This window comes from Ereboglobus luteus (assembly GCF_003096195.1).
GTDB classification, from domain to species: domain Bacteria; phylum Verrucomicrobiota; class Verrucomicrobiia; order Opitutales; family Opitutaceae; genus Ereboglobus; species Ereboglobus luteus.
Genome location: NZ_CP023004.1, coordinates 3,307,163 through 3,330,911, shown reverse-complemented (window position 1 = coordinate 3,330,911; position 23,749 = coordinate 3,307,163). Strand labels below are relative to the sequence as shown.

23 protein-coding genes are annotated in these 23,749 nt (G+C 62.1%); 9 read left to right on the top strand and 14 right to left on the bottom strand.

Going from position 1 to position 23,749, the window contains the following annotated elements; all coding sequences use genetic code 11:
* Positions 1 to 2 precede the first annotated feature (2 nt).
* From CKA38_RS12185 to CKA38_RS12145, 9 genes are all read right to left on the bottom strand, one after another.
* Complete coding sequence (locus tag CKA38_RS12185; protein ID WP_108825721.1) at positions 3 to 1,772, bottom strand: BatA domain-containing protein; 1,770 nt, start codon at positions 1,770 to 1,772, stop codon at positions 3 to 5.
* Entirely contained in the window at positions 1,769 to 2,674 is a 906-nt protein-coding gene (locus CKA38_RS12180) for a DUF58 domain-containing protein (protein WP_108825720.1), read from the bottom strand. The genes CKA38_RS12185 and CKA38_RS12180 overlap by 4 nt, the downstream gene beginning before the upstream one ends.
* Positions 2,671 to 4,212: a hypothetical protein gene (locus CKA38_RS12175; RefSeq protein ID WP_108825719.1), complete on the bottom strand. Its 1,542-nt coding sequence runs from the start codon at positions 4,210 to 4,212 to the stop codon at positions 2,671 to 2,673. Before CKA38_RS12175 ends, CKA38_RS12180 begins: the two co-directional genes overlap by 4 nt.
* On the bottom strand, positions 4,209 to 5,195 hold the full coding sequence (locus tag CKA38_RS12170; protein ID WP_108825718.1) for an ABC transporter ATP-binding protein: 987 nt from the start codon (positions 5,193 to 5,195) through the stop codon (positions 4,209 to 4,211). The genes CKA38_RS12175 and CKA38_RS12170 overlap by 4 nt, the downstream gene beginning before the upstream one ends.
* Positions 5,188 to 6,903: a hypothetical protein gene (locus tag CKA38_RS12165; protein WP_108825717.1), complete on the bottom strand. Its 1,716-nt coding sequence runs from the start codon at positions 6,901 to 6,903 to the stop codon at positions 5,188 to 5,190. The genes CKA38_RS12170 and CKA38_RS12165 overlap by 8 nt, the downstream gene beginning before the upstream one ends.
* Positions 6,900 to 7,931 (bottom strand): AAA family ATPase, encoded by a 1,032-nt coding sequence (locus CKA38_RS12160; protein WP_108825716.1) that lies wholly within the window; start codon positions 7,929 to 7,931, stop codon positions 6,900 to 6,902. The genes CKA38_RS12165 and CKA38_RS12160 overlap by 4 nt, the downstream gene beginning before the upstream one ends.
* Entirely contained in the window at positions 7,928 to 9,277 is a 1,350-nt protein-coding gene (locus tag CKA38_RS12155) for a hypothetical protein (RefSeq protein WP_108825715.1), read from the bottom strand. The genes CKA38_RS12160 and CKA38_RS12155 overlap by 4 nt, the downstream gene beginning before the upstream one ends.
* A 197-nt stretch (positions 9,278 to 9,474) precedes the next feature.
* Positions 9,475 to 9,864: an Hsp20/alpha crystallin family protein gene (locus tag CKA38_RS12150; protein WP_161554884.1), complete on the bottom strand. Its 390-nt coding sequence runs from the start codon at positions 9,862 to 9,864 to the stop codon at positions 9,475 to 9,477.
* 48 nt (positions 9,865 to 9,912) lie between these two features.
* Positions 9,913 to 10,368, bottom strand: coding sequence for an Hsp20/alpha crystallin family protein (locus CKA38_RS12145; RefSeq protein ID WP_108826573.1), 456 nt, complete (start codon positions 10,366 to 10,368; stop codon positions 9,913 to 9,915).
* A gap of 269 nt (positions 10,369 to 10,637) precedes the next feature.
* Here CKA38_RS12145 and pdxA point away from each other — a divergent pair, with 269 nt between their 5' ends.
* From pdxA to CKA38_RS15505, 6 genes are all read left to right on the top strand, one after another.
* Positions 10,638 to 11,579 (top strand): 4-hydroxythreonine-4-phosphate dehydrogenase PdxA, encoded by a 942-nt coding sequence (gene pdxA / locus CKA38_RS12140; protein ID WP_108825713.1) that lies wholly within the window; start codon positions 10,638 to 10,640, stop codon positions 11,577 to 11,579.
* 165 nt (positions 11,580 to 11,744) lie between these two features.
* Positions 11,745 to 13,700, top strand: a complete 1,956-nt coding sequence (locus CKA38_RS12135; RefSeq protein ID WP_108825712.1) for a M48 family metallopeptidase — start codon at positions 11,745 to 11,747, stop codon at positions 13,698 to 13,700.
* Between the two features lie 11 nt (positions 13,701 to 13,711).
* Entirely contained in the window at positions 13,712 to 14,035 is a 324-nt protein-coding gene (locus CKA38_RS15515) for a hypothetical protein (RefSeq protein ID WP_152032846.1), read from the top strand.
* Between the two features lie 136 nt (positions 14,036 to 14,171).
* Positions 14,172 to 14,420: a hypothetical protein gene (locus tag CKA38_RS12130; RefSeq protein WP_152032845.1), complete on the top strand. Its 249-nt coding sequence runs from the start codon at positions 14,172 to 14,174 to the stop codon at positions 14,418 to 14,420.
* A 146-nt stretch (positions 14,421 to 14,566) separates the two neighbouring features.
* Positions 14,567 to 15,043, top strand: coding sequence for a DUF6714 family protein (locus CKA38_RS15510; protein ID WP_152032844.1), 477 nt, complete (start codon positions 14,567 to 14,569; stop codon positions 15,041 to 15,043).
* Positions 15,043 to 15,564, top strand: a complete 522-nt coding sequence (locus tag CKA38_RS15505; protein WP_152032843.1) for a hypothetical protein — start codon at positions 15,043 to 15,045, stop codon at positions 15,562 to 15,564. The genes CKA38_RS15510 and CKA38_RS15505 overlap by 1 nt, the downstream gene beginning before the upstream one ends.
* Here the strand turns inward: CKA38_RS15505 and CKA38_RS12120 are convergent.
* From CKA38_RS12120 to rnhC, 3 genes are all read right to left on the bottom strand, one after another.
* Positions 15,533 to 16,552, bottom strand: a complete 1,020-nt coding sequence (locus CKA38_RS12120) for an L-threonylcarbamoyladenylate synthase (RefSeq protein ID WP_108825709.1) — start codon at positions 16,550 to 16,552, stop codon at positions 15,533 to 15,535. The genes CKA38_RS15505 and CKA38_RS12120 overlap by 32 nt on opposite strands.
* Before the next feature lie 191 nt (positions 16,553 to 16,743).
* Positions 16,744 to 16,950 (bottom strand): 30S ribosomal protein S18, encoded by a 207-nt coding sequence (gene rpsR, locus CKA38_RS12115; protein ID WP_108825708.1) that lies wholly within the window; start codon positions 16,948 to 16,950, stop codon positions 16,744 to 16,746.
* Between the two features lie 198 nt (positions 16,951 to 17,148).
* Complete coding sequence (rnhC, locus tag CKA38_RS12110) at positions 17,149 to 18,162, bottom strand: ribonuclease HIII (RefSeq protein WP_108826572.1); 1,014 nt, start codon at positions 18,160 to 18,162, stop codon at positions 17,149 to 17,151.
* 139 nt (positions 18,163 to 18,301) lie between these two features.
* On the opposite strand from rnhC, the gene glmM reads away from it, so the two are divergent.
* Both glmM and CKA38_RS12100 read left to right on the top strand, forming a co-directional pair.
* Positions 18,302 to 19,675: a phosphoglucosamine mutase gene (gene glmM, locus CKA38_RS12105; protein ID WP_236919025.1), complete on the top strand. Its 1,374-nt coding sequence runs from the start codon at positions 18,302 to 18,304 to the stop codon at positions 19,673 to 19,675.
* 95 nt (positions 19,676 to 19,770) lie between these two features.
* Complete coding sequence (locus CKA38_RS12100) at positions 19,771 to 20,532, top strand: sulfite exporter TauE/SafE family protein (protein WP_108825707.1); 762 nt, start codon at positions 19,771 to 19,773, stop codon at positions 20,530 to 20,532.
* Positions 20,533 to 20,637: 105 nt separating this feature from the next.
* On the opposite strand, the gene CKA38_RS12095 is transcribed toward CKA38_RS12100, so the two are convergent.
* Together CKA38_RS12095 and CKA38_RS12090 are read right to left on the bottom strand one after the other, a co-directional pair.
* Complete coding sequence (locus CKA38_RS12095; RefSeq protein ID WP_108825706.1) at positions 20,638 to 21,123, bottom strand: hypothetical protein; 486 nt, start codon at positions 21,121 to 21,123, stop codon at positions 20,638 to 20,640.
* A gap of 65 nt (positions 21,124 to 21,188) precedes the next feature.
* Complete coding sequence (locus CKA38_RS12090; RefSeq protein WP_161554883.1) at positions 21,189 to 22,541, bottom strand: MFS transporter; 1,353 nt, start codon at positions 22,539 to 22,541, stop codon at positions 21,189 to 21,191.
* A 422-nt stretch (positions 22,542 to 22,963) separates the two neighbouring features.
* Here CKA38_RS12090 and CKA38_RS12085 point away from each other — a divergent pair, with 422 nt between their 5' ends.
* Positions 22,964 to 23,698 (top strand): RNA polymerase sigma factor, encoded by a 735-nt coding sequence (locus CKA38_RS12085; RefSeq protein WP_108825704.1) that lies wholly within the window; start codon positions 22,964 to 22,966, stop codon positions 23,696 to 23,698.
* Positions 23,699 to 23,749: the final 51 nt, after the last annotated feature.

Sequence of the window (23,749 nt, the reverse complement as noted above, 5' to 3'; positions counted from 1 at the left end):
ACTCATGCGGTCCTCCCTTCATTGACGCGTGTTTCGCGGAGCGCGCCCGCGCGCGGCCACCAGCTCCACATCAGCAGCCCGCCCATGAGCAGCAGCCACGCATTCGCCAGCGGATCGCCGCGCGAATTGAGCATCCACACTTCGCGCTCCGCCCTCGCATCACGCGCGCCCGACACAAAACTTTCGCACTCGCGAAAATCCCCCTGGCGCGCGTCGGCAAACTGCGCCGAGCCGCGCACCAAAATTTTGTCGCCGCGCCTGATCGTGAAAAATCCCGGCTCGTCCGGCGCGCGCAACACGCCCGCCTCCGCAACCGTCAGCTCGCGCGTCCCGCCGCCCGTCTCGATTGTCAGCGCGCCCGCGAGACCGCCTCCGCCGGTGCGGATTCGCGAGCCCGCGTCAAAGTTCGCCGTGTATCCAGCATCCTGATACGCTTGCGTCTCCTCGATGAAACGCCGCGCGAGCAGCACCATCGACGGCAGGCGCGCCGCGTTGCTTGTTTCCCAGTCGAAATTCAAAAACAACTGCCTGTCCGCCACCCACGCCAGCGCCTCGCCGCCCTGCCACAGCAACACCTCCGCGCCCTCAGCGCGCCGCAATCCCGCCGCGCCCGTCCCCACCAGGCCCTGCCAGTTCAACCCCGCCGTCAGCGCATGGCGCTCCGCCACCGCGGGCGCGGTCCGCACCGTGCGCCGCGCATCATCGCCCGCCGGCGCGCGCGCCACAAAAATCGCCGCGCCCTTCGGCGGCACGCTCCCGTCCTGCAAATCCGCCAGCCTCAGCGCGCCCGAGTCGCGCGGCACGAACTCCACGCCCTCCACGCTCTCCGCCAGTTTGCGGAAAAACACGCGCGCGCCTTCGCCGTTCATTTCCATGCTCGCCGAAAGTCGTTTCGGAACGGGCCGAACCATGGGCAACCGGTCGTCCAAGGTGAACTCGTCGCCCGCCAGCACGAGCTCGCACGACTCCGCGCCTTCGGGAAACTTTGCGGACAGCTCGATCAATCCGCCGGGCTCGATCTCGATTCGTTGAGGCGCGCTTTTTTGCCCGCCGCTCTCAACCCACCACTCGCGGCTCAACGCCTCGCTGGAATAATTCCGCACCAGCGCGCGCCATTCGTTGCGCCCGACACGCGCCCCCGCAAATCCCACGTTGTTTATCCGCCGCCCAACGCCCGCCGTCGGCTGGTCCGCCGGGGCGCGCCCGCGCCTGTCCGTGAAAAACCATGTCGCGCCCGAAGCTCCCGCCAACGCGCGACCAAGCCGCAGCGCGCTTTCCGTCTCGTGTGTTCCGCTCGACGGAGTCCAGGCCGACACCGCGGCCAGCGCCGCGCGCTTGTCCGCCCCGCGATAAAGCGCCGGATGCCGGGGATTGCTCGTCATCACGACCCACTCGGTGTGCGCCGCGCGCCCCTCGTTTTGCGAAAACGCCTTCTCAACGGCGCGCGCCGTCCCGTCGCGAAACACGCGCATCGACACCGAATCGTCGAGCACGGCCACGACCACTTGCGCCGACTCGTTGCGCGTCCATCGCGGCTGCGCGAGCACCCACGTCGCGAGCAGCACCGCCGCGATTTGCAGCCAAAACGCCCGCGAGAAACGCAACCGCTCCCACTGCCGGCCCTCGCGGCTTTCGGGAGCGAGCGCCTCCATCAAAAACAGCGTGCTTGTGCGAACCGTGCGCGAGCGCTGTTGCAAAAAATGAATCGCCACCACCACCGGAATCCCCAGCAGCGCCCAAAGCCCGGCAAGGTTGGAAAGGGTCGGAATCATCTTGCCACCTCCACCGCGCCCCGGACGAGCGCCTCGCCGCCAAGCACATTCACGAGCGCGCCCTCGCAGGGCACGCGCACGAGCGTCGCGCCGCAACGCCGCGCCGCCTCGTCCCACAATTCAAAATGCCGCTCGTAGGCCACGCGATAACGCGCCGCCAGATCGTCGTCGATGCGCTGGTGGCGCTTTTCCCCGTTCTCGCAATCGACCAGCTCCACATTGCCGCGCAGCGGCGGCTCCGCCTCCGTCGCGAGCGCCGGCGCAAACACAACCGCCGAGCCGCCGCCCGCCGACATCGCGGACAACAGCGGCGACGGATCACCCGGAAAAAGCAAATCGCACACCAGCACCTTCAACGCGCCCGCGCGCCACGGCAAATGCGACGGCACAGAAGGCAGGGCGCGCTCGCCGGGCGCGCCGAATGCCAGCCTCCCGCGCCAGTCGCCCGCGCGCACACTTTCCACGGGCACGGAGCGCGTTTCGCGCCCGCGCGAGGCAAACACGCGCACCGGCGCGCCCGCAGCGTCGGCGCTCGCCACGCCAAACGCCACCAGCGCCTCCATGCGCGCCGCCTTCGCCGCGTCAAACGTCATCGACTCCGACACATCCACGACGACATCCACCATCGGCGACACCTCCGCGCGATAAAGTTTCATCGTCAACTGCCCGGTGCGCGCATACGCCGCCCAGTGAATGTAGCGAGGATCGTCGCCCGGCGCATACGCGCGGTGATCCTGAAAATCAATCGAGCTTCCCGTGCCCGCGCCCTGCCACGCGCCCTGATAACCGCGCCAGCTTTGCCGCCCGAAAGGCAGCCGGTAGCGCCGCGCCGCCTCGATCCCCTCGCGATGCGGCGAGGCGGTCGTTTGCGCGTTCAGGGTGGGTGCGGGCGCGTTGCTCATTTGTCGTCATTTGTTTCCGGCTCGGGCTTGATGCTCCGCACCCCCGAGCGCACCGCCGCGAAAAACGGCCTGCTGCACCACCACGCAAAACCCACCGCCGCCACAAAAACGAGAAACTGCAGTCCCGTGACCATCGTGCTCCAGTCGCCATGGCGTCGCGTCATATAGCCGAGCTCGAACCAAAAACCGGTCACCGGCATCACGCGAAACAGGTTGTCGATCGTGCGGCTTATGTTTCCCGACGCCTGTGTTTCGTGAATGACGAACGCGGCGAAAATGCACAGAAGCCCGATTCCACTTTGGAGCAGCCCGTAGATGATCAACGGAAACACTCTCACGCGGCGCAGGAACAGGGAGATCAGCGCAGCGGGTGTCACCACCGCCACCCACACAAGCGCGAGCACGCGCAAAAACCGCGCATGCGGCAACTCGTCGGGAAACGCGCCTGCGAGCACCAGCGCGCCAAACAGGCACAATCCGACAAACGTGAATTGCGCCGCGCTCGACCAGCCCGGCAGGAATATTCTGGTGAAGAACCGGCGCACCGCTCCGCCCTTGCCATAAAGCTGCCGCACTTGAACGGCCATCGGCAGCTCCGTCGACGCCAGCTCCAGCACGCACACCAGCATGAACACAACCAGCGCCAGCACCGACTGCATCTCCATCGCGTCGCGCACACCGCGGCTCGCATGGCGCATGAGCATGAGCAGCGGCAACGGCAAAAGCGCCGCCAGCGAAATCAGGCGCGTGGCCATCGAGTGGTTTTCCGAGGGCGGAGCGATTCGCCGAACCGCCTGCACAAGGCAAAACACGAGGAATATCGCCATGTCGAAAAGCAGGCACAGCTGGATGGCGATGGGTCCCGACTGGAGGCCCGAAAACATTCCCCGGCTGCCGCCGAAACCGTAGCGCAACATTCCGTAAAACGACGATCCGAGCATGCCGTTGAAAAGTATCAGCACGACCACGACCAACAGCACTCGCAGGAATCGATGCAGCCCCGACACCCACAACAACAGCGCCGTCGCCATGCTGCTGAAGGCGAAAAGCCACGCAAACGTGACCATGTCCTGGATCAAATCCACGCTCCCGAAAAAGTAGCGAATCACGCCGTATGGCAGCAGCGTGACCAGCAGCAGCGCCGTCTGCGTGACAAGCGACGTCCATTTGCCAAACACGATGCGCCACGAGGTCAGCTGCGTGAGCATGAGCAGGTCTATGTTTCGCGCGTCGATTTCCGAGCGCAATCCGCCCAGCGCGCGCAACGGCATCGCGAACACGAGCATCACAAACGTCAGCATCCAGAAGAAGTTGTTTGCCATGTTCAGCCCCGCGCTCTTGTCGAAGATCTGCATGACAAGCGCCCATCCGAAGGCGAGCACCAGCGCCGTGTGCAGCCCGATCAGGCTGAGCACGAAGGCGCGCGTGCGCAGTCCCTGGCGAAGCTCCTTCACGAGCATCGGCGGCAGCCATGTCGGAAAGTCGAATTTCGGTTTTGTTTTAGCCGTTTGTCCGGCCTGGTTTGCGGTCTCGCTCATTGCGCATCACCTCCGTTTCCCGCGACGGGCAGCGGCGGCGGGGCCCCGTTGCCGGCTCGCAACATTTCCACGAACGCCTCCTCAAGCCTGCGCTCCTGCCGCCGGAATTCCACGATTTGCAACTCCGCCGACATCCTGCGCAACTCCGCCGCGACGGCCCCGGGCTCGCCGCTTGCGAACTCGGCGCGCGCGCCGTCGCGCAATTGCTCAACCACGCGCCACCCCGGGCGCACCGCGAGCCAGTCGAGCAGCGCCGCCACCGGCCCGTGGATTTCGATTTCGAACACAATGCCCGTGCGCGCGTCGCGCCGTTGCAGGCTGTCCGTGTCGCCGTGGTGCACGAGCCGTCCCGCATCCATGAAGATGAGCGAGTCGCACATCTCGCCAAGCTCCGACAAAATGTGCGAGCTGATGAGCAGCGTCTTGCCCCGTTCGCGCAGCACGCGCACGAGGTTCTTGAACTCCAGGCGCGCCTTCGGGTCGAGTCCGGCGGCGGGTTCGTCGAGGATGAGAAACTCCGGGTTGTTGAGCAGCGTGCGCGCGAGGCAGAGACGCTGCGACTGCCCTTTTGAAAGCCCCGTCGTCGGCCTGTCATTCAGCGAAACAAGGTCCGTGAAATCGCGCACCTCATCAACACGCCGCGCCAGTTCCGCGCCGGCAAAGCCGTGCGCGCGTCCGAAGAAATCGAGATAGTCGCCCACCGTCGTGTCCGAGTAGGGCGTGAAGTGGTCGGGCATCCAGCCGATGTGCCGGCGCACGCGCGTCGGATAATCAACGATGTCAACACCGCCGATCGTCACCGCCCCCGAGTCAGGCATGTCGAGCGTGGCCATGATGCGCATTGCCGTCGTCTTGCCCGCGCCGTTCGCGCCGATCAGCCCCACGACCTGCCCGCGCGCCAGGTCGAACGAAATGCCGTCCACGGCGCGCACCCTGCCGAACGCCCGCTCAAGCCCGCGCACTTTCACAATCGGATCACTCATTGCGAGCCCCTCCTTCCATGTAACCGATCACGGTCGTCCGGTCGTCCTCCCAATCGATTGCGCCGAGCGTGGAAACCAGTCCGAGCTCGCCGCCGTCCATCGTGGCGTGAAAACAACCGCGCCCGTCCTTCCTCGCCAGTGAGCGCAAGACTTCGAGCGCGCCTTCGTGCTTGCCATGGGGCGAAAGCGCCACGCGGCGCCCAGGGGACACCTCGGCCGCCCTCCATACGCGCCCGAATTCATCCATGTAAAGAAAGTCACGCAACACGCCCGACATGCTCGATTGCACGATGGGTGCCACGCCCGACTTGCCGCCGGCGACTAGCTCCACGCGCTCGCGCGTCGGCGTCACGCGCATCAACACATGGCTCTCCACCGCGCGGCTAGTGAACCAGTCGCCCGAGGCGGCGCCAGTGTCGCGCGCCGCGCTTTTCCCTGGGATGTCGCCATCGGAATCGATCCCGACCTTTCCCATCACCGTGTCGTCCGCCAGTGAGAATTTTTTCCCGATCAACACGCCCGTGCGCGACACCTGCTGCTGCGCGACCACGGCCTTGTTTTCACCGGGCATCAGCACGACCAGCGAACGCCGCATGCCCTGCCCTCCGAAACCGTCGCTAAACACAATCACGCCCACCAACAGCAGCGACGCGCCGATCGAAATCACCGGCACTGTGAAAAACAACCGGTGCCGCTTTCCCTCGGGCGCCAGCAAAAACAAATTCACCGGGCCGACAGTCACTCCGAAGAGCAGCAAAAAGATCATCATCCACCACACGACCGAGGACAACCGCATCAACTCCGCGTCCTCCAGATCAAGCAGCTTTATGAGCGATTTCCACGGCTGCACCCGCTGCCCGCGCGAAAGGGGCCGCTGGCTGTCATCCATCACATACATGCTCGTCGGCAACTCGGACATTGTGATGACGCCCATGCCATGACGGATTTTCTCCGCGGTCGAGCTCCAGAGCGCCAGCACACTCCCCTGCGGCTTTAAAAACAAACGCCCCCCAAGAGAAACCCAGTCGCGCAATGCCGCCTGCCTCGCCATGTCGAGCGAGTTGAATTCGCCCTCGGTCATCACCACGACGGTGAACGGCGACCACACGCGCCAGTCCGCCGGCCATTCCTCCGCGCGTATCGTGGTTGTGCATGGCACGATCGTGTTGGTGTTTTTCATGTCGTCGTGCTTCACGCGATAATTGCGCTCCAGTTGCGGCGAGACGGCATAGCACACGCCCTTCCCCCGCCAGCCGCTCATAAGTGAGGTGCCCCAGCGAAGCCCCTGCACTCCCGGCCCCTGCACGGCCATGTGAAGTGAAACGCAAATTCCATCCGCCGTGGCGCGCCCTCCCGGCACCCATAACACCGTCGAGCGCGAGGTGTGCGCCGGAGCCGTCACGGTGAATTCCGACTGAAATGAAAGCGCGCGATCCCGCCCGCGCGATATTCCATGGGTGAAGCCAAACCGCCACGTGTATTCCGCGTCCGACTTGTTCTCGGCATGCACCATGACCGGCAAAAAGCCGAAGCCGTCCCACTCATTGACCGGCAAAAACACGCTCAACGCCGCCTTCCGGGCCGGATCCAGCGGCACCTGCTCCGTGACGGGATCGGCGCGCAAGGACGCCGCCGCAAACAGCGCGAGGAAAAGGCAGGCGAGCGCGGCCTTTCCGTGGCGGAAACTGAAATTGCGTTCGCGCCTCATTTGATCTTTGCCGAGGCGAGTGAAGTGGGAAGCGGTTTTGCCTGCGCGGGTATTTCCGCGAGCAGTTTTTCGATCACGCCCGCCGGCGTCGCGCCGTCGAGCCGCGCCGAGTGCTCCAGCAGGACGCGGTGCACGAGCACGGGACGCGCCACCGCCTGCACATCCTCAAAACTCGCATGCCCCCGCCCGTGCCGCAAACCGAGCGCCTTTGCCGCCGACGCCAGCGCAAGCGCCGCGCGCGGACTCGCGCCATAACGCACGCCCGCCGACGCCGCCGACTCGCCCGGATGCGTGGCAGTCACCAGCCGCGCGATGTAATTCGCAACTGTATCCGGCATGTGGATACGCCGCGCCATGCCGAGCAGCGCGGTGAACTCCTCGCGCGCCAGCACCGGCTCCACGCGCGGTTCCACGCCGATCTCGCGATTGAGCACGATGCGCTGCAGCACCTCGGCTGAGTTGCGCCGCACCTCGATCTTAAAAAGGAAACGGTCGAGCTGCGCCTCCGGCAGCGGGTAGGTGCCCTCGAGCTCGATCGGGTTTTGCGTCGCCAGCACGAAAAACGGATCGGGCAGCGCGTGCGTTTCGCCGCCCGCGCTCACGCGCCGCTCCTGCATCGCCTCGAGGAGCGCCGATTGCGTCTTGGGCGACGCGCGGTTGATTTCGTCGGCGAGCAGGATGTTCGCAAAAATCGGGCCGCGCTGGAAAACAAACGCGCGCCTGCCGTCCACCTCCTGCAAAATGGGGTTTCCCGTGATGTCGCCCGGAAGCAAGTCGGGCGTGAATTGCACGCGGCGCGCGTCGAGGCCGAGCGTGCGCGCAAGCCCCTTGACGAGCTCCGTCTTGCCAAGGCCCGGCAGGCCCTCAAGCAGGATGTGCCCGCGCGCGAGCACGCCCGCGACAACGAGCTCGATCAGCTCGTGCTGGCCGTAGAGCACGCCGTCAAGCGCGGTGACCAGGCGGTTGATCGACGCCGAGGCCGAGGCGAGCTCGGCATCGTTGAGAAGTGTGGGTGTTGAGGGTGTCATTTGTAGAATTCCTTGAGCGCCTCGCGCTCCGCGGGCGTGAGCTTGTTGACCCAAACGGCCTCGCCGCCCCGCGCCGAGCCCGCCATCGCGCCCGCGCTGACGGGGCCCTGGGCCGCATTGGGATCGACGGTGTGCTCGCCGACTTGCACGCCGAGTTTGTCGCCAAGCGCCGCGCGCGAATAGTCGTCGTTGCGCACTGTTTGCAGATTGCCGCCGCCCGCGTCGCTTTCACGCTGGTCAAACTCCAGCGGCGCGTCGCCGCGGCCGCGCGAAACATCGCCGGTGCCGCGCATGCGCATCGGGGTGCCGCCGGGGCCGTCGAGCGCAGCGAGCAACGCGGCCATGCTCTCCGAGTCGTCGTCGTTTTCGTTGCCCATGACGAGACGGACGGCGCGCCCGGCCTCGCCCAGTTGTTGCGCGAGCCTGGCGGCCTCCTCCGCGGTGAGTTCGCGCAATGCCGACGCGTCGAGTTTTTGCAACGCCTCGCGCAATTCCTGGCTCGCGGTAAGATTGCCCTCGCTCAAACCGTGCAACGCCTTGTCGAGTTGCCCGGCGGCGTTTTTCAGTTGTTCCTCGGAGAGCGACTCGCCGGTTTCGGAAAGTGAATTCTGGGCGGATGCCAGCGACGAAAGTGTCGATTCCGCGGATTCGAATTCGCGCGAAAGCGATTGCATGGCCTGCGCCGCCTGCTCGCGCAACGCGTCCGCCGCCTCGAGCGACGAGTGCGAATATTGCGTCTCCGCCGGCTTTGAGGCGAGCTCGCGCGCCTGCGACTCCATGTTTTCGAGCGATTGCGGATCGACGGCGTTGATCTGCGCGAGATCCTTCAACCATTCCTCGGTTTGCGCGAGCGCGGGCGGTTTTTCCACGGGAACCACGCGTATGTTTTGCGCGGGCACCGGCAGCCAAAAACCCGCGGCGAACATCACCACCGCGGCGGCGAGCCAGCCCAGAACAATCCGCGGCTTCCAGCGCAATACCCGCAAGGAAAACGCGGAGGCCCGCGGCCATTTTGCCATTCCCGCCTCCGCCGCGCTAAGACCCGAGTTGATGCGCAACTGGTATTCCAAAAACGCGCGCGCGTCGTCCCGCGAAAAAAAAGCGCCGCGCGCGATGCGCCACGCCGCGACCGCGGCAATCGCAAACGCAACCGCCAGCGCAAGCCAGATCCAGCCGGTCGCGTCCACCCGCACCCTGCGCATGGCGTAAAACAAAAGCCCCGCCAGCGTTCCGCACGCGAACACGCCCGGCGCAAACCATTCCATCCACGCAACGGCATTTACGCGGCGTCTCACTCCCGAGATCGCCCGCAGCCAGTAAGCCCGGGATGTTTGCGCATCTGTCATAAAATTGCAGTATCGGACATACACTGGCCGTTTTCACAAATGCCCTGCAAGCCCGTCGTCGTGTAAAATGCAGATTATTTTCGATCCAGAAGGGCGTTATTCAAAGCGCCTCTCTGTCGAAAAGAAAGGCCCCACCACTCGCGAGGCGGGACCTTTGTCATGATCGTATCGTTTCCTAACCAAACCGGCATGGCCGGTTAATTGATTTCGATTTTGCGCGGCTTGAGAGCCTCGGCCTTCGGAAGCGTGACGGTCAGCACGCCGTCGGCAAACTCGGCATGGATTTTTTCCACGTCGATCCGGCCCTCGTGCTGGAACGAAAGCGCAAACGCCTCGTCGCCGGTTTCGCGATGGAGCGTGGTCCACTCCTTCGGGCTTTTCCACGCGCGCTCGCCGCGAATGCCCAACACCCCGTTTTCATCGGTGATGGAGAGGTCCTTCTTGGCGACGCCCGGCAGGAACGCTTTCAGCGTCCACGATGTGTCGTTGGCGACAATGTCGTAGCGGGGCCGCACTACGGCGGTCGTGTTGTGGTTCGCGGACTCGGCGCGATTTGCAGCCGGGAATATGGATTTGATGAGTGACATGATGTGTTTTCCTTTCTGTTTGAAATGCGGGTTAATGTTCATTCGCGGTCAGTTGACGGAGATTGTCAGCTTGCGCGGTTTCGCCTGCTCCTGTTTTGGAAGCGTGATCGTGAGGATGCCGTTCTCGCTCGCGGCGCTGATTTTGTCGGCCTGCGTGTTCTCGGGGAGAAGGACGCTGCGCTTGAGCGTGACGGTTTGCGAATTGTCGCCGTCGCCGGTCTTGCGCGCCGCGGAAATCTCCAGCGAGCCATCGACCACCTCGACCGTGATGTCGCCGCGGGCGATGCCGGGAAGCTCGGCGCGGACATAGCTGTTGTCCTTGTCCTCGTAGATATCGAGAGGGAAGAATTCGCCGTTGCAGGAGTTGCCCTTGCCACCCCAGAACAAGCCGAACAAATCCTCGAATTGTGTATCGAAATCACCCGCCATCCTGCGCGCCAGTTCGGTGCCGAACGCGGAGGCCGGGCGGAGTGTGTAAGGATATGCGTAACGTGTCATTTTCATGGTTGTTGCCTTTCTGTTTTTGGTTGTTGGTGAAAAGTTGTTCATGTGATGAATGGCCCCGTGGCCGTGATGCCTCCTTGTTAAGCTGAAACGGTGCCGAATGTGCGAAACGCGCAACACGCGCACTTTCAAAGACTTGATTTTCGAGCGCTGGGACACCTGTGAAAAGTTGTCCGCCCGGATGTCACACGCATCGGGAAATTTCGGCACGCCCCGCGCTTTTCCTTTTGCGGCGGCGACGGAGGGCGTGCAAAAATCCGCCAACAACAATGAGCGCGAAACTTGCCTTCACATGCGGAGACCCGGCGGGCGTCGGCCCGGAAATCATAGCGGCGTGGCTTGCCGCGCATCCAGCGCGGGCGCGCGATGTCGCCGTGATCGGCCCCGCGCAATGGCTGCGCGCCCTGCCCTCGCACACACCCGCCGCGAAGGATGCGACGCTCGTGAGCGCGGACTCCGGACAATTCGAAATGACGCCGGGCCGCCCATCCGTGGAAGGCGCGCGCATCGCGCTCGCCGCCATGGAGCGCGCCGCCGAGGGTGTGCGAAATGGCGAGTTCTCAGGCGTCGTCACCGGCCCCGTCAGCAAAAGCTGGCTGCAAAAAGCGGGCTACCCGTTTCCCGGGCAGACGGAGTTTTTCGCGGCGCGCTGGGGCGGTGTTCCGACGATGGCGTTTTGCGGAGGCCGGCTGCGCGTTGTGTTGCTGACATGGCACATCCCGCTGCGCGAAGTGCCGGAACATTTGACGCCGGGGGAAATCTCGCGCGCCGTGCGCGCCGCGGACGAACTCGCGCGCGCCGACGGCATCGCCGCGCCGCGCATCGGCGTGTGCGGCCTCAACCCGCACGCGGGCGAAGGCGGCATGCTCGGCGCCGAGGAACGCGACACAATCGACCCGTTGCTCGACACACTGCGCGACGGCGATTTCCCAAAACTCTCGCGCTGCGAACCGAGCGACACGATTTTCGGACGCGCATTGCGCGGCGAATTCGACGTGCTCGTCGCCCTCTACCACGACCAGGGGCTCGCCCCGTTGAAAACAATCGACTTCGACGAGGCGGTGAACGTCACCCTCGGCCTGCCGCACGTGCGCACCAGCCCCGACCATGGCACCGCCTTCGGCATCGCGGGCAAAGGCGAGGCAAACCCGAGAAGTTTCACCAACGCCGTGACCGTCGCACAACGGTTGATCGCGCTGCGGGCAGGATGATTGAATACGAGCACGGCGCCAAGGGCGCCGCGCAACCTAGTCCGCGGGTTGCGACGCGTGCGCGGGCGGGCGAAACTCTCGTTGCGCAGGGGTCTCGCAAGCAACGCGCGCAACCCATGAAATTTTCGCCCCAACAATTCTTGGATTGCCCGCGCAAACCTATCCATGCTCGCTTTCATCACCATGGACTTCTTTCAGGCTCAGGATAACGCGCGCAAAAAATCGGCGCGACTCGTGTTTTTCTACATCGCGGCGGTAATCGCGATCATCGCCACGATTTATTTCGCCATAGTATTCGGCATGCGCCTGCTCATCTCGGAGAGCAACAATCCCGATTTGTATTTTCCAATCTGGCAGCCGGAAGTATTTATTGGCACCGCGGGCATCACCATCGCCGTGATCGGGCTCGGCAGCCTTTTTAAAACGCTGTCGCTGCGCTCGGGCGGGGGCGTCGTCGCGCGCTCGCTGGGCGGGCAGCTTGTCTCGCCAAACACAAGCGATCCGCAACGCCGCCGGCTCGTCAACATCGTCGAGGAAATGTCCATCGCCGCCGGCGTGCGCATGCCGGAAGTTTACGTGCTGCCGGAGGAGGGCATCAACGCGTTTGCCGCCGGCTACTCGCCGGACGACGCCGCGGTGGCCGTCACGCAAGGCGCGCTCGACTCGCTCTCTCGCGACGAATTGCAGGGAGTGGTCGCGCACGAGTTCAGCCACATCCTCAACGGCGACATGAGGCTCAACATCCGCCTGATCGGATTGCTCTTCGGCATCCTGCTCCTGACGATCATCGGGCGCGTCATTGTGCGAATCGGTTTCTCGTCGGGGGGACGCTCGTCAAAAAACAAAAGCGGCGGCGTGGTCGTGATGGCGTTGCTCGGCCTCGCGCTCATCATCATCGGTTACATCGGCGTGATTTTCGGGCGGCTGATTCAGGCGGCGGTTTCGCGCCAGCGGGAATTCCTGGCCGACGCGTCCGCCGTCCAGTTTACACGCAATCCGGACGGCATCGCGGGAGCCCTGAAAAAAATCGGCGCCGCGACATCGGGCTCGCGCATCGAAAGTCCGCACGCCACTGAGACCAGCCACATGTATTTTGCGAGCGCGCTGCGCTCATCGTTCGGCGGCGCCTTCGCCACGCATCCGCCGCTCGACGCGCGCATCAAGGCCATTGATCCCTCGTTCGACGGAAACTTCAAAGCGGCAAAAAAAACATCAATCGCAACCGAGGCGGCGCAAACCCGCGCCAGCGCAAACGCATCGCACCCGCCGCGCGTTCCCGGCACGCCCCCGCCATTGCCCGCGGCAGTCGGCGCGGCGGCGTTTCTGGCGGCAATCGCCTCCGCCGAGGCTCCCGACGCGCAGAAAGGCGCGGAAATACTGGCGGCAATCCCGGAGGATTTCCGCGAGGCCGCGCGCGATCCCGAACGCGCGCGCGCAGTGCTACTGGCGACGTTGTATGACAAGACCAACGCCGAGGCAGCCGCCAAGCAGGACGCCGCGGTCGCGCGCGCGCTGAGCACGACGGAACGCGTGGCATTCATTGACCTGGTGGCGCGCATCGAAACCGTTCCCTCGTGGACGCGCATCGCACTCGGCGACCTTGCGCTCTCGGCGATCCGGCACGTGGACGCGCGCCTGATCAACGCCACGATCGACGCGGTGGACGCCTTCATCGAAGCCGACGGCGAGGTGAGCCTGCACGAATACGCCCTGCGCAAGGTAATCCACCGCAATCTGCGCCCGCCCGGAAACCCCGGCGTGCTCATCAAAGCGTGCGCGGCCGTCGCGGACGAAATCGCGCTCATATTGAGCGCGGCGGCGCGCGCCGGAAGCTCGGCGGAAGCCTCGCAACAACACGCATTTGAAACGGGCGCGTCCGCCATCCGCGAAACGCAACCGGACATCGCGCTCTCAATGGCAAGCGCAACCGGCATGAGCGCCAAAACCCTGACCCGCGCGCTCGACCGCCTCGACATCTGCACGCCCGCCGTAAAACGCACCGTGATCAACGCGCTCGTGCGAACCATCTCCGACGACGGAAAAATCGAGGTGGAAGAGCAAAACCTCCTCCGTGCCATCGCCGCCGCGCTGAACTGCCCCGCACCGGTGCTGGTGGAATAAATCGAATATTAATGACTAAAAAGACAACACCTTTGGACAAAGATGAAATATGCGATATGGAGGACCCCATAAGGAGGCCCATTTTTTTAACAATTTCAGCCCTGTTCTCACTGGCCGTTTTTGGATTATCGTTATTTTTTTCCTACGAAATAAATAAATCCCAAGGGTTTACTTTAATGGGACTGGGGATATTTCATGTTGTCATCCGTATTTATGGATATTCCATCGCCGCATTTTTCGGATTTATAGCATTTTTGAGATGGGAAAAACCCCTCATACTTTCGGTTTTAAGTTTTACCCTGCCTCTTTTATATTTATATATAATATTTCATTAATTTCAAAAAATATGAGATGTGGCGCGTCACTATAATTCTCAACACAGCGATCCTTGGCATTATGAGCCTTGGGGCTTCCGCATCCCAGAAGCGTCTTCGGAATAATTACCTACATTATCCGGATGATTCACGTCCCATGGATTTGCTTCCGCAGATAAGCCATCTGGCACTCAAGGGATATTGGCTGATTTATACGCTGCCGTTGGTCTGGATCATCGTTAGCGTCCTGCTCATTTCGGCTCTAAAGAGAAATCCGGAAAAGAGAGGCGATTGGATTCAACTCCATACATCCGCCACGCTGTTTATTGGCGCCGGAATTTTGCTCTTTTTCGTGACGGCTGGGATGCTTCCTTTCACAAGCGCCCATCTCTATCTTTCAAAATAAAAACATTGGGACACAAACTCCGAGGTGCTTAAGAACGACACAATTTCAAACCGCAGAGGCAGAGTAGCGCACGATCTCGAAACGAAAAAATTCTTCATTTTGAAACTTGGCAGACTGTTTTCCCAAAAACCTGAATATTAAGCATCATGCGTTCCAAGCAGACAAGGCTTCTTGCCTCAATTTCAGATGCGTTTCCTGCATGTGCAACACATGCAACACTTTCCTTGCGACAGGGCGACGAGATTGACTCATATAACACACCTCCCCCGGATATCGTGCCAGCTGACTGGCGTAATATTCCTGATGGCGATCTGGAGGCCTACCATTGGGGATTCACGCATCTCGACACCGATTCTTGGCGCTTCTATTTGCCTGCTTTCCTTGCATATTCAATTCGACACATGTCCTGCGGCGAATCGCTCGTAATTCATGCCTGTCTCGGCAATCTTCGGCCACCAGACAGGATTCCAGCGCGTTTCAACACGCTCAACGACCAGCAACGGCGGACTGTGGTCAGCGTGTTGGAGTTTCTGGCGTTTGACAGCGAATCGGGGTTTGCGGCTGCCGCCTGCCAGGTCTTGGAGGAATATTGGATCAAGAACCCGTTTAACTCGGATACCTGATGCGTATTTCTTTCGATATTGATGACACTTTGGTCATCCACGCCCCGAACACGCCGACGGAACCCCGACGCTTTCCAGTCTTCGTTCACCGTTGGTTTGGCGAGCCTCTTCGCCGAGGCACTTGTTCACTGATGGCCGGGCTGCGCCGTCGCGGATGTAGCATTTGGATTTATACTTCATCAGGTCGCACACCATTTGGCATTCGCTTGTGGATGTTTTTGTATGGCATTCGAATTGATGGAGTGATCAACGACGAACGACATCGGCGCAATTTGAGCAAACACCGGTTTATTCGCATGCCATCAAAGTTCCCGCCTGCATTTGGCATAGATTTGCACATTGATGATTCCGAAGGCGTTTTGATGGAGGGACGGGATCACGGCTTTCGCGTGATTGTCGTCAGCCCGCATGATGAGCGGTGGACAAAAAAGGTGATGGACGCAGTAGATGCCGTGGATTCGGACATTCTTCCAAAGACTCCGGTCACCCCTAAGCCGCCGCGCGGGTCAGGCGGTCGTTGAGGGCGGCGGCGAGGGCGCGGTCTTTTGACGCGGGGCTGGCAGGGGCGAGCTCGGCGTGAATTTTTTTCCAAGTTTTTTCAGGACCGTCGAGAGCTCGTAGGGCGGCGAAGAGGTTGTGCGCGGCTTCGCCTAGGTCTTGTTTCTCCGAGAGCGGAAAGATGTTTTCGCCCCGGAGTTTTTTGGAGGCGAAGAGCGGGAGAACGGCTTCGTTCTTGGGAATGCGAGCGATAAGCGCGGGCGTGATGCGGGCGTGCAGCACAACAGGGGTTTTCGGGCTGTAGTGTTTGCTCAACATTCCCGGGGCGAGTTCGGCGCGGGCGGTTTTGGCGGGGCGTTTTTTTGCCGCCGCGGTCACGGGCACGCGAAGGACGCGGGTGATTTCAGCGGCGCCGATTTTTCCGGGGCGCAGGATTTTCGGGCGGCGCGGATCGCGCAGGTCGACAATTGTCGATTCGAGCCCGATGTCACAATCGCCACCGTTTAGAATGTGGCGAATTTTTCCACGCAAGCCGTCGCGCACATGCGCCGCGCAGGTGGGGCTGATGTAACCGAAGGGGTTTGCGCTCGGGGCGACGAGCGGCAGGCCGCACTTTTTGAGGAGCGCGCGGAAGAGCGGATGCGCGGGCATGCGAACGGCAACGCTCGGCAGTCCGGAGGTGGCGAGGTCGGGCACGGTGTCCTTTTTCGGGAGGACGAGCGTGAGCGGGCCGGGCCAGAAGGCGCGGGCGAGTTTTTCCACGGCGGGATTGCGGTGCGCAAGTTGATCGAGTTGCGCGAGGTCGTGGATGTGAACAATGAGGGGATCGTTTGCGGGGCGGCCCTTGGCGCGAAAAATGGCGGCGCAGGCATCAGTGGAGAACGCATTGCCCGCGAGCCCGTAAACCGTTTCGGTGGGCACGGCGACGAGCTCGCCGCGTTGAAGAGCCGACGCAAGCATGGCAAGATTGCGCGGCGTGCCGCGATAGATGCGGGTTTTGAGGAAAGGCATCGGGGAAAAGTTTAGGGTTTAAGTTTAAGAGTGGCTGACTGTCGCTTCGCTCGAAACCGGCACTCCGGCCCTTGGTTTTCTGATTTTCAGCCTTCAGGCTTTCAGCTCTTCTGTTCTTCCCACCAGCGGGCACAAAAAAGGCCGGAAGCATCCGGCCTTGGAAAGGTTGTTGCGCGGAACGATGGCCTGCCTTACTGGGCGAGGAGCATGTTGCGCGAGCGCTTGATGGTCTTCGTGATGCGGCGCTGCTGCTTGGCGGTGAGGTGCGTCCACTTGCGCGGGAGAATCTTGCCCGTGTCGGAGACAAAGCGGTTCATAAGCTGCGGCGCGGTGAAGGGAAAGTTCTCCGGCGTGAGGCTCTGTTGTTGTGGTGCGTCAGGCTGTTCTGTCGTGCTCATTTGAAAAAGAACGTTAATAGATAGGCGCTGAATCCCCGCTGTCAACAGGGGATTTTGAGCGATTTTTTTGGCAGGCGGCGGTCAACACTCTCAAAAATTGTGCTCGCGGCGCGCAAGCGCCAGGAAACGGGGAGGCATTCGCCTGCCGATTCAGCACAACCGAACCCAAAGCGCCATGAAGTGTCGCGGCGCGGCATTTTATTCCCGCACGAATTTATCCTTCGGCACCGGCAGGGACAGTTCGTTCAGTTTCCCCGCGGCGGAGACAACCTCGTAGGCTGTGCGGAAGTGCAGCTTGCCGAACTCGCCCAAGGCGCGCGCGCCGAAACGCTCGATGATTTCCGCCGCCTGTTTTTTCACAAGGGGGCCCGCGCCTTTTTGCAGTTTTGCGCCGAAACGCTTTGAAAGTTTTTGCATCTGCCGCACGTATTCCGCGCGCGCGCAAATCGACGCGGCGGCGACGACCGGGTCTTCCTCCGCCTTCGTGCGCATGCGCAGTTCGAAGCCTTTCACGTCCTTCTTTTTCAATTCGCGTTGCACGAGCGGCTGCTCGCTGAACTGGTCGAGCAAACCCCACGGCACTTTTTTCTTAGCAAGCGCGGCAATCAAGCCCCGCGCGTGCTGCCAGGCGAGAAGCAGGTTCAGGTTCGCGCGGGGACGCATCATGAGCTCGTTGTATTTTGTCATGTATTCCCACGCAAACACCTCCACGACCACGCCCGGCGTTTTGCGGATCAGTTCGTCGAGTTTGACAATTTTTGTGTCGGCAACTTTTTTCGAGTCGCGCACGCCCTCCTTGATCCATGACTCGATGGCCGCCTTGTCGGCAATGACCGTCGCAGTGATCACGGGGCCGAAAAAGTCGCCCTTGCCGCTCTCATCGAGGCCGGCGTGAGGCTCGAACCAGTCGGGGTGCAGCACCTCGTCGTAGCCGAGCTTGGCCGCGCCGGTGATTTCCGGCTCGATCACGTCGCGCACAAAATCCTCCGTGCCCTTCCCCGCAATGACGACCTTGCCGCTCGTGTAGGCGGTGACGTTGAGTTTCAGGTGATCGGCCTTGTAGGCAAAACGCGAATACGCGACCTCGAACGGCAGCCACAGACGGCGCTCGCAGTAGGCGCGCAGTTTTTCCATCTGCGCGTCGTCGAGCTTGATTGTGTAACTGCTGAGTTTCTTCGGTTCCTCGTCTTTTGAGGGTTTCTTTTTTGCCATGAACAATACGCCGCAAAATTCCCGCAAAATCACGAGCAGAAAAATCAATTTGCAGTCGCGGGTAAACGCACCCTGAAGCGGACGCACCGCAAGATTATGCTTTTCGCATGAGCAACTTTTCACTTTTGATCCACCGCTTATGTCGCAAATCCAGCGCCAATATTTCGGCACCGACGGAGTTCGCGGCCCCTTCGGCGGGCCGGTGATCAACGAAATCTTTGCCGCGCGCCTTGGCATCGCCGCCGCGCGCTTCGCAAAAACTGGAAGGGTGCTCATCGGGCGCGACACGCGCGAGTCGGGTCCGCCGCTGCAGAAAGCCGTCGCCGCCGGACTCGCCTCGGCGGGCATGGAACCGGTCATTCTCGACGTCATCCCCACCCCCGCGCTTGCGATGGCCGTCGTCGCCGAGGGTGCCTCGCTCGGCATCATGGTCACGGCCTCGCACAACCCCGCCACGGACAACGGCATTAAATTTTTCAACGCCTCCGGCCTCAAACTCACCGATGCGCAGGAAATCGAAATCGAATCACTGCTCGGCGACGAATCCACCGCACGCGACGCCCTGGCCCGTTTCGCATCGCGGCAAGGCACCCCGCAAACACAACCCCCGCCCGCCATCGGGGAACTGCGCGCGTATTTGGACAAAATGACGTCGGTCCTTCCCGCGCGCGCTCTCGACGGATGGTCCATCGTCCTCGACGCCGCCAATGGCGCGACCTGCGTCACCAGCCCGCGCATACTCGCCTCGCTGGGCGCAAAACTCACATTACTGGGCAACGAGCCCGACGGCCGAAACATCAATGCCGGCGTCGGCAGCGAGCATCCGCAACCACTCGCCGCACGCGTGCGCGAGACCGGCGCGCGGTTTGGCATCGCGCACGACGGCGACGGCGACCGCTGCGTCCTCTGCGACGAGCTCGGAGAGGTTTTGGACGGCGACGAAATCCTCACGCTGCTCGCCCTCCACGCGCTCCGGCAGGGCAAGCTCGCCGCCAGCACGCTCGTCGTCACCGTGCACAGCAACCTCGGCGTCGACGCCGCCGTCCGCGCCGCCGGCGGCAAAGTCGTGCGCTCCAATGTCGGCGACCGTTACGTGGCGGAAAAAATGCGGGAAAACGGCGCCACGCTCGGCGGCGAATCGTCCGGCCATATTATTTATTCCGAGATTTCCTCGACCGGCGACGGGCTGCTCGCCGCGCTCAAAGTCCTCGAGGTAATGCTCGCCACCGGCAAACCGCTCTCCGAGCTGCGCCAGGGATTGAAAAAATTCCCGCAAGCGACAATCAACCTTCGCGTGCGCGAAAAAATCCCGCTCGCCCGGCTCCCCAAGCTTTCGGCCGCCATTGCCGCCCTCGAACACGAACTCGGCGACAGGGGCCGCGTGCTCGTCCGCTATTCCGGCACCGAGGCCAAACTGCGCCTCCTCGTCGAAGGCCCGTCGGACGCGATTGTGCGCGCCGGCGCGGAAACGCTTGAGTCCGCCGCGCGAAGCGAACTGGAAACAACGGCGTAAGGCTCGCGCACGCGTTCCACGGCTGCCATGGTTTTCAGGGGCGAACTTGCCAACCGTGCGATGCCCCCCTCTTTACTCCCTCACTTTTTGCATCCATGACACTCGACCTTTGGCAATGGATCGCGGTTGTTTTTGCCGCGCTCCTCGTTGGTTTTTCCAAGACCGGAATCGCCGGACTCGGCATTTTGTTTGTCGCGATTTTTGCGAGTGTGCTGCCGAGCACCAAACAGGCGTCGGGAATCGTGCTGCCGCTGCTTATCATCGGCGACACCATCGCCGTGATCGCATACCGGAGGCACATGCGCTGGACGCATTTCTGGAAACTTTTCCCATGGGCCGCGCTCGGCGTGTTTGCCGGCTGGCTCGCGATGGGACGCATCGACGACGCCCAGGCGCGCCTGCTCACGGGCGCGATCATCGTCGCGCTCACGGTAATGCACATTTGGCGGCGACGGCAGGCGTCGCGGCGCACGGCGGCGGGCATCACCGATGAGCCCGCCCTGCCCGTCTGGTTCGCGCCGATGATCGGCGTGCTCGCCGGATTTACCACGCTCATCGCCAACGCCGCCGGTCCGCTCGCCGTGATTTATTTTCTGACGATGCGCCTGCCCAAGATGGAGTTTGTCGGCACCCACGCCGTGTTTTTCATGATCCTGAACTGGTTCAAGGTGCCCTTCATGGTGTCGCTCGGACTGATCAACCTTGATTCGCTCAAGTTCAACGCCGTGCTCATCCCCGCGGTGCTTGTCGGAGCCGTGGCGGGCCGGTGGATACTTGGCCGCATCAACCAAAAGATTTTCGAAACCGCGACTCTCGCGCTTGGCGCGCTGGCCGGACTGAATCTGCTGCTGCGATAGGGCCTCCCCTCCCTCCGGTTGCGCCGGGGGGATTTTTTCCGATGGTGAATGGGTTCGACTCCGCCGGAGACCTCGCCACGCAGAAAAACAACCCGCGCGAAAGCCCTACGAAAGCCTGTCCGAGCCGAACATCACAAACAAATTGCCCAAATCGTTTTTCACAAATTCCGCGCGATAGCGTTTCTCGAGCTGATCCTCGCGGGTGAGCTGGCGCTCGAGCGCCTCATCGGGATTTTCCAGCGCCGAAGACGGATTGCGCAACTGCTCGCGCTCGGCGTCGCGCTCGGCGAGCCGCGAAATCAGCTCGTCCCAGAAAAGGGCGTTCTCGTATTGCTCGAGCACTTCCGCCGCGGGCGAATCCGCCTCGAGGTCCATTGACGGATGATAAAAATCCTCCACCTCATCATCCGCCTCCACATAGTTCGGGCAGGCATCCTTTTGCGCGGCGAGTTTGTAGATTTTCTGGACAATTTCCCCGTAACGCCCCCCGCCCGACTCGTTCTCATCACCGGCCGTGAGCACAACATTTTCGCCCATGTAAACGAGCTCGACCAGCCGCCTGAATTCCTTGCGGGTAAGAGTGATGTTCATGCCCCGAGCATTTTGCGAAACCCGGGCGCGTCAACCCCGAGTAACGTCCGCGGCGCGACGGCGCGCTACGACCGTCCGCCTGCATCGTCCGCATTTTTATTGGCTACGGCGGAGCGCCCTTCGGTGGCGCTCGCGAGGCGGTTCATAAGCGTGCCCGCGCCCATCACGACGGGGCCCTTGTGCTGCCCCGGTCGCGCGGCCCACGGGGCGGCGGAGGCCAGGCGTCGCGCCAGCAAGTAGGTGACGCCCATGAAAAACACCGACATGATGCCGACATACGAATAACCGACGAGGCGGCCCGTCTCCGGATCACTCGAAACGAGCAGGCCCGCAAGCATCGTCGCGATCCCGCCGCCCGCCTGCTGCACCGCCGCGTTCACACTCATGAAACCTCCGCGGTAACGCGCCTCGACGGCGTTGGCGATCATCGCCATCGTCGGACCGAAGCGCGACGACATTGTCGTTGTGAAAAACGTCGCCGCCATCAACGCCGGCACCAGCGACACGCGCGGCAGGTTCGTGAGAAGCACCACCGCGCAGATGGCGATGGCCGAAAAGATTCCAATCAGCCGCACCTTGTCATAACGATCCGTCCAGCGACCGATGAGCGGCGTCGTCATGAACGTCACCGCGCCGCCGCACAGGTAGATGAGAAACAGGTCTTCCTCGGGAATGCCGGCATTGGCCACCATCGCGGGAGCCATGAGCGGAATAACTGACGCGCCGCCAAAAACCAGCGAGACTGTCAGCACGAAACAGCGCCTGTGAACCGGGTGCGTGACGATGTCGCGCATTTGCCCCCACGGATTCGACGCCGGCGCAAACGCCTGGATCGACGGCAGGGTTTTCGCGCCCACGCCAAACACGATCGCGCTCAGCCCCACGAGCATGAAAAACGGCGCGTGCCACTCAAACGCCCCCGTGAGCTTGAGACCGAGCGGAATGCCCATGATCGACGCCAGCGGAAACGCCGCGCCCACAATGGCCATCGCGCGCCCGCGTCGCTCCGGCGGAATAATGTCGCCCACCATCGCCACGACAACGGAACTGGCCACGCCGCCAAACGCCCCCGCCGCGCAACGCGCCGCGAGCAGCGCCCAATACGTCGGCGCCAGCGCGCAGCACAACGTGGACAGCGCAAACCCGCCGTAAAGCGTGAGCAACGCGTGCTTGCGATTCACACGGTCGAGCACAAAACCCGCAAGAAACCCCGTGACCGCCGCCGCGAGGCCGTAAACGGCGACCAGTCGCGTGAATTGCCCCGGTGTGATTGAAAACACCACCATCAGCCGCGAACCGAGCGGCTGCATGATCATAAAATCGAGGATGTGAGTGAACTGCACCGCCGCCAGCACGAACAACGTGAGACGTTCGTTTATGGGTTTTCCGTTTGGAAGTGTTGCAGGCGTGAAGCTCATAAATAAACTCAAAACCATGCCCCCGCGCCCCCAAAACTGCTAGCCATTATTTTCCCTTCCGCTGAAAAAACAACGCGCGCAAGGATTCTCAAACCAAACGTTAAACCTGAAAACGTTTTTTTAACCGCGGATGAACACAGATAGACGCGGACAATCAAATACATGCAACAAATTCACCGCGCACTTTTTTGAGCGGCGAATTTACCCAAACACTCTTTCTTATCTTGATTGCAGCTGCGTTCATCCGCGTCCGTCCCCGCAGTTGATTTTCTTATGAATCGCTGATTTCGGGTTGAACTCTCGCCCGGCGCCTTTCAGCGGCATCAGTCCATCGCATTTATATTTTTTCGAAAATAGCTTTCATGAAACAACTCATTACCGTAACAAATATGTTGTTACATAAAGATAATCTTTGTGACTCCATGCAATCACCTCTCTCAAACAGTCCCACGTGTGCCGCCTTCGCCACGACCCAGTGGAACGTCGTTTACGCCGCCGCGCAATCGCAACAGGCCGGCGCGCGCGACGCGCTCACGCAACTCTGCCACAATTACTGGACTCCCCTCTACGCCTTCGCGCGCCGCCAGGGACTCGGGCCGCACAACGCGCGCGATCTCGTGCAGGGCTTCTTTGAGTCGCTCCTCGCCAACCGCACCTACGCCAACGCCACCCCCACGCGCGGAAAATTTCGCACCTTCCTCATCGGCGGGCTGAAACATTACCAAAACGGCCTGCGCGACCGCGCCAACGCCCAAAAACGCGGCGGCGGCATCGCCGTGCTTCCGCTCGACGAAAACATCGCCGAAAGCCACTACGCCGCAAACTCCGCCTCACTCACTCCCGAAAAAATCTACGAACGCCAGTGGGCGCTCGCCGTCATCGACCACGCGCTCGACAACCTGCGCGCCGAATTCGACGAGGCCGGCGAACGCGCGACCTTCGACACGATGGCGCCGTTCCTCACGGGCGACAGCGAGCAGTCCTACGACAGCGCCAGCGCCGCCCTCGGCGTCACCCCCTCGGCATTCAAGGCGCAACTGCACCGCCTCCGCGTGCGATTCCGCGCGCACCTGCGCCGCGAAATCGCCGGCACCGTCGGCACGCCACTCGAAATCGACGAGGAAATGCGGCACTTGCGAGCCGCGCTCGTCTCCTGACCCGAAAAATAAAACGCAACCCCGCCGGAAAAAATCCCAATGCTCCGGTGA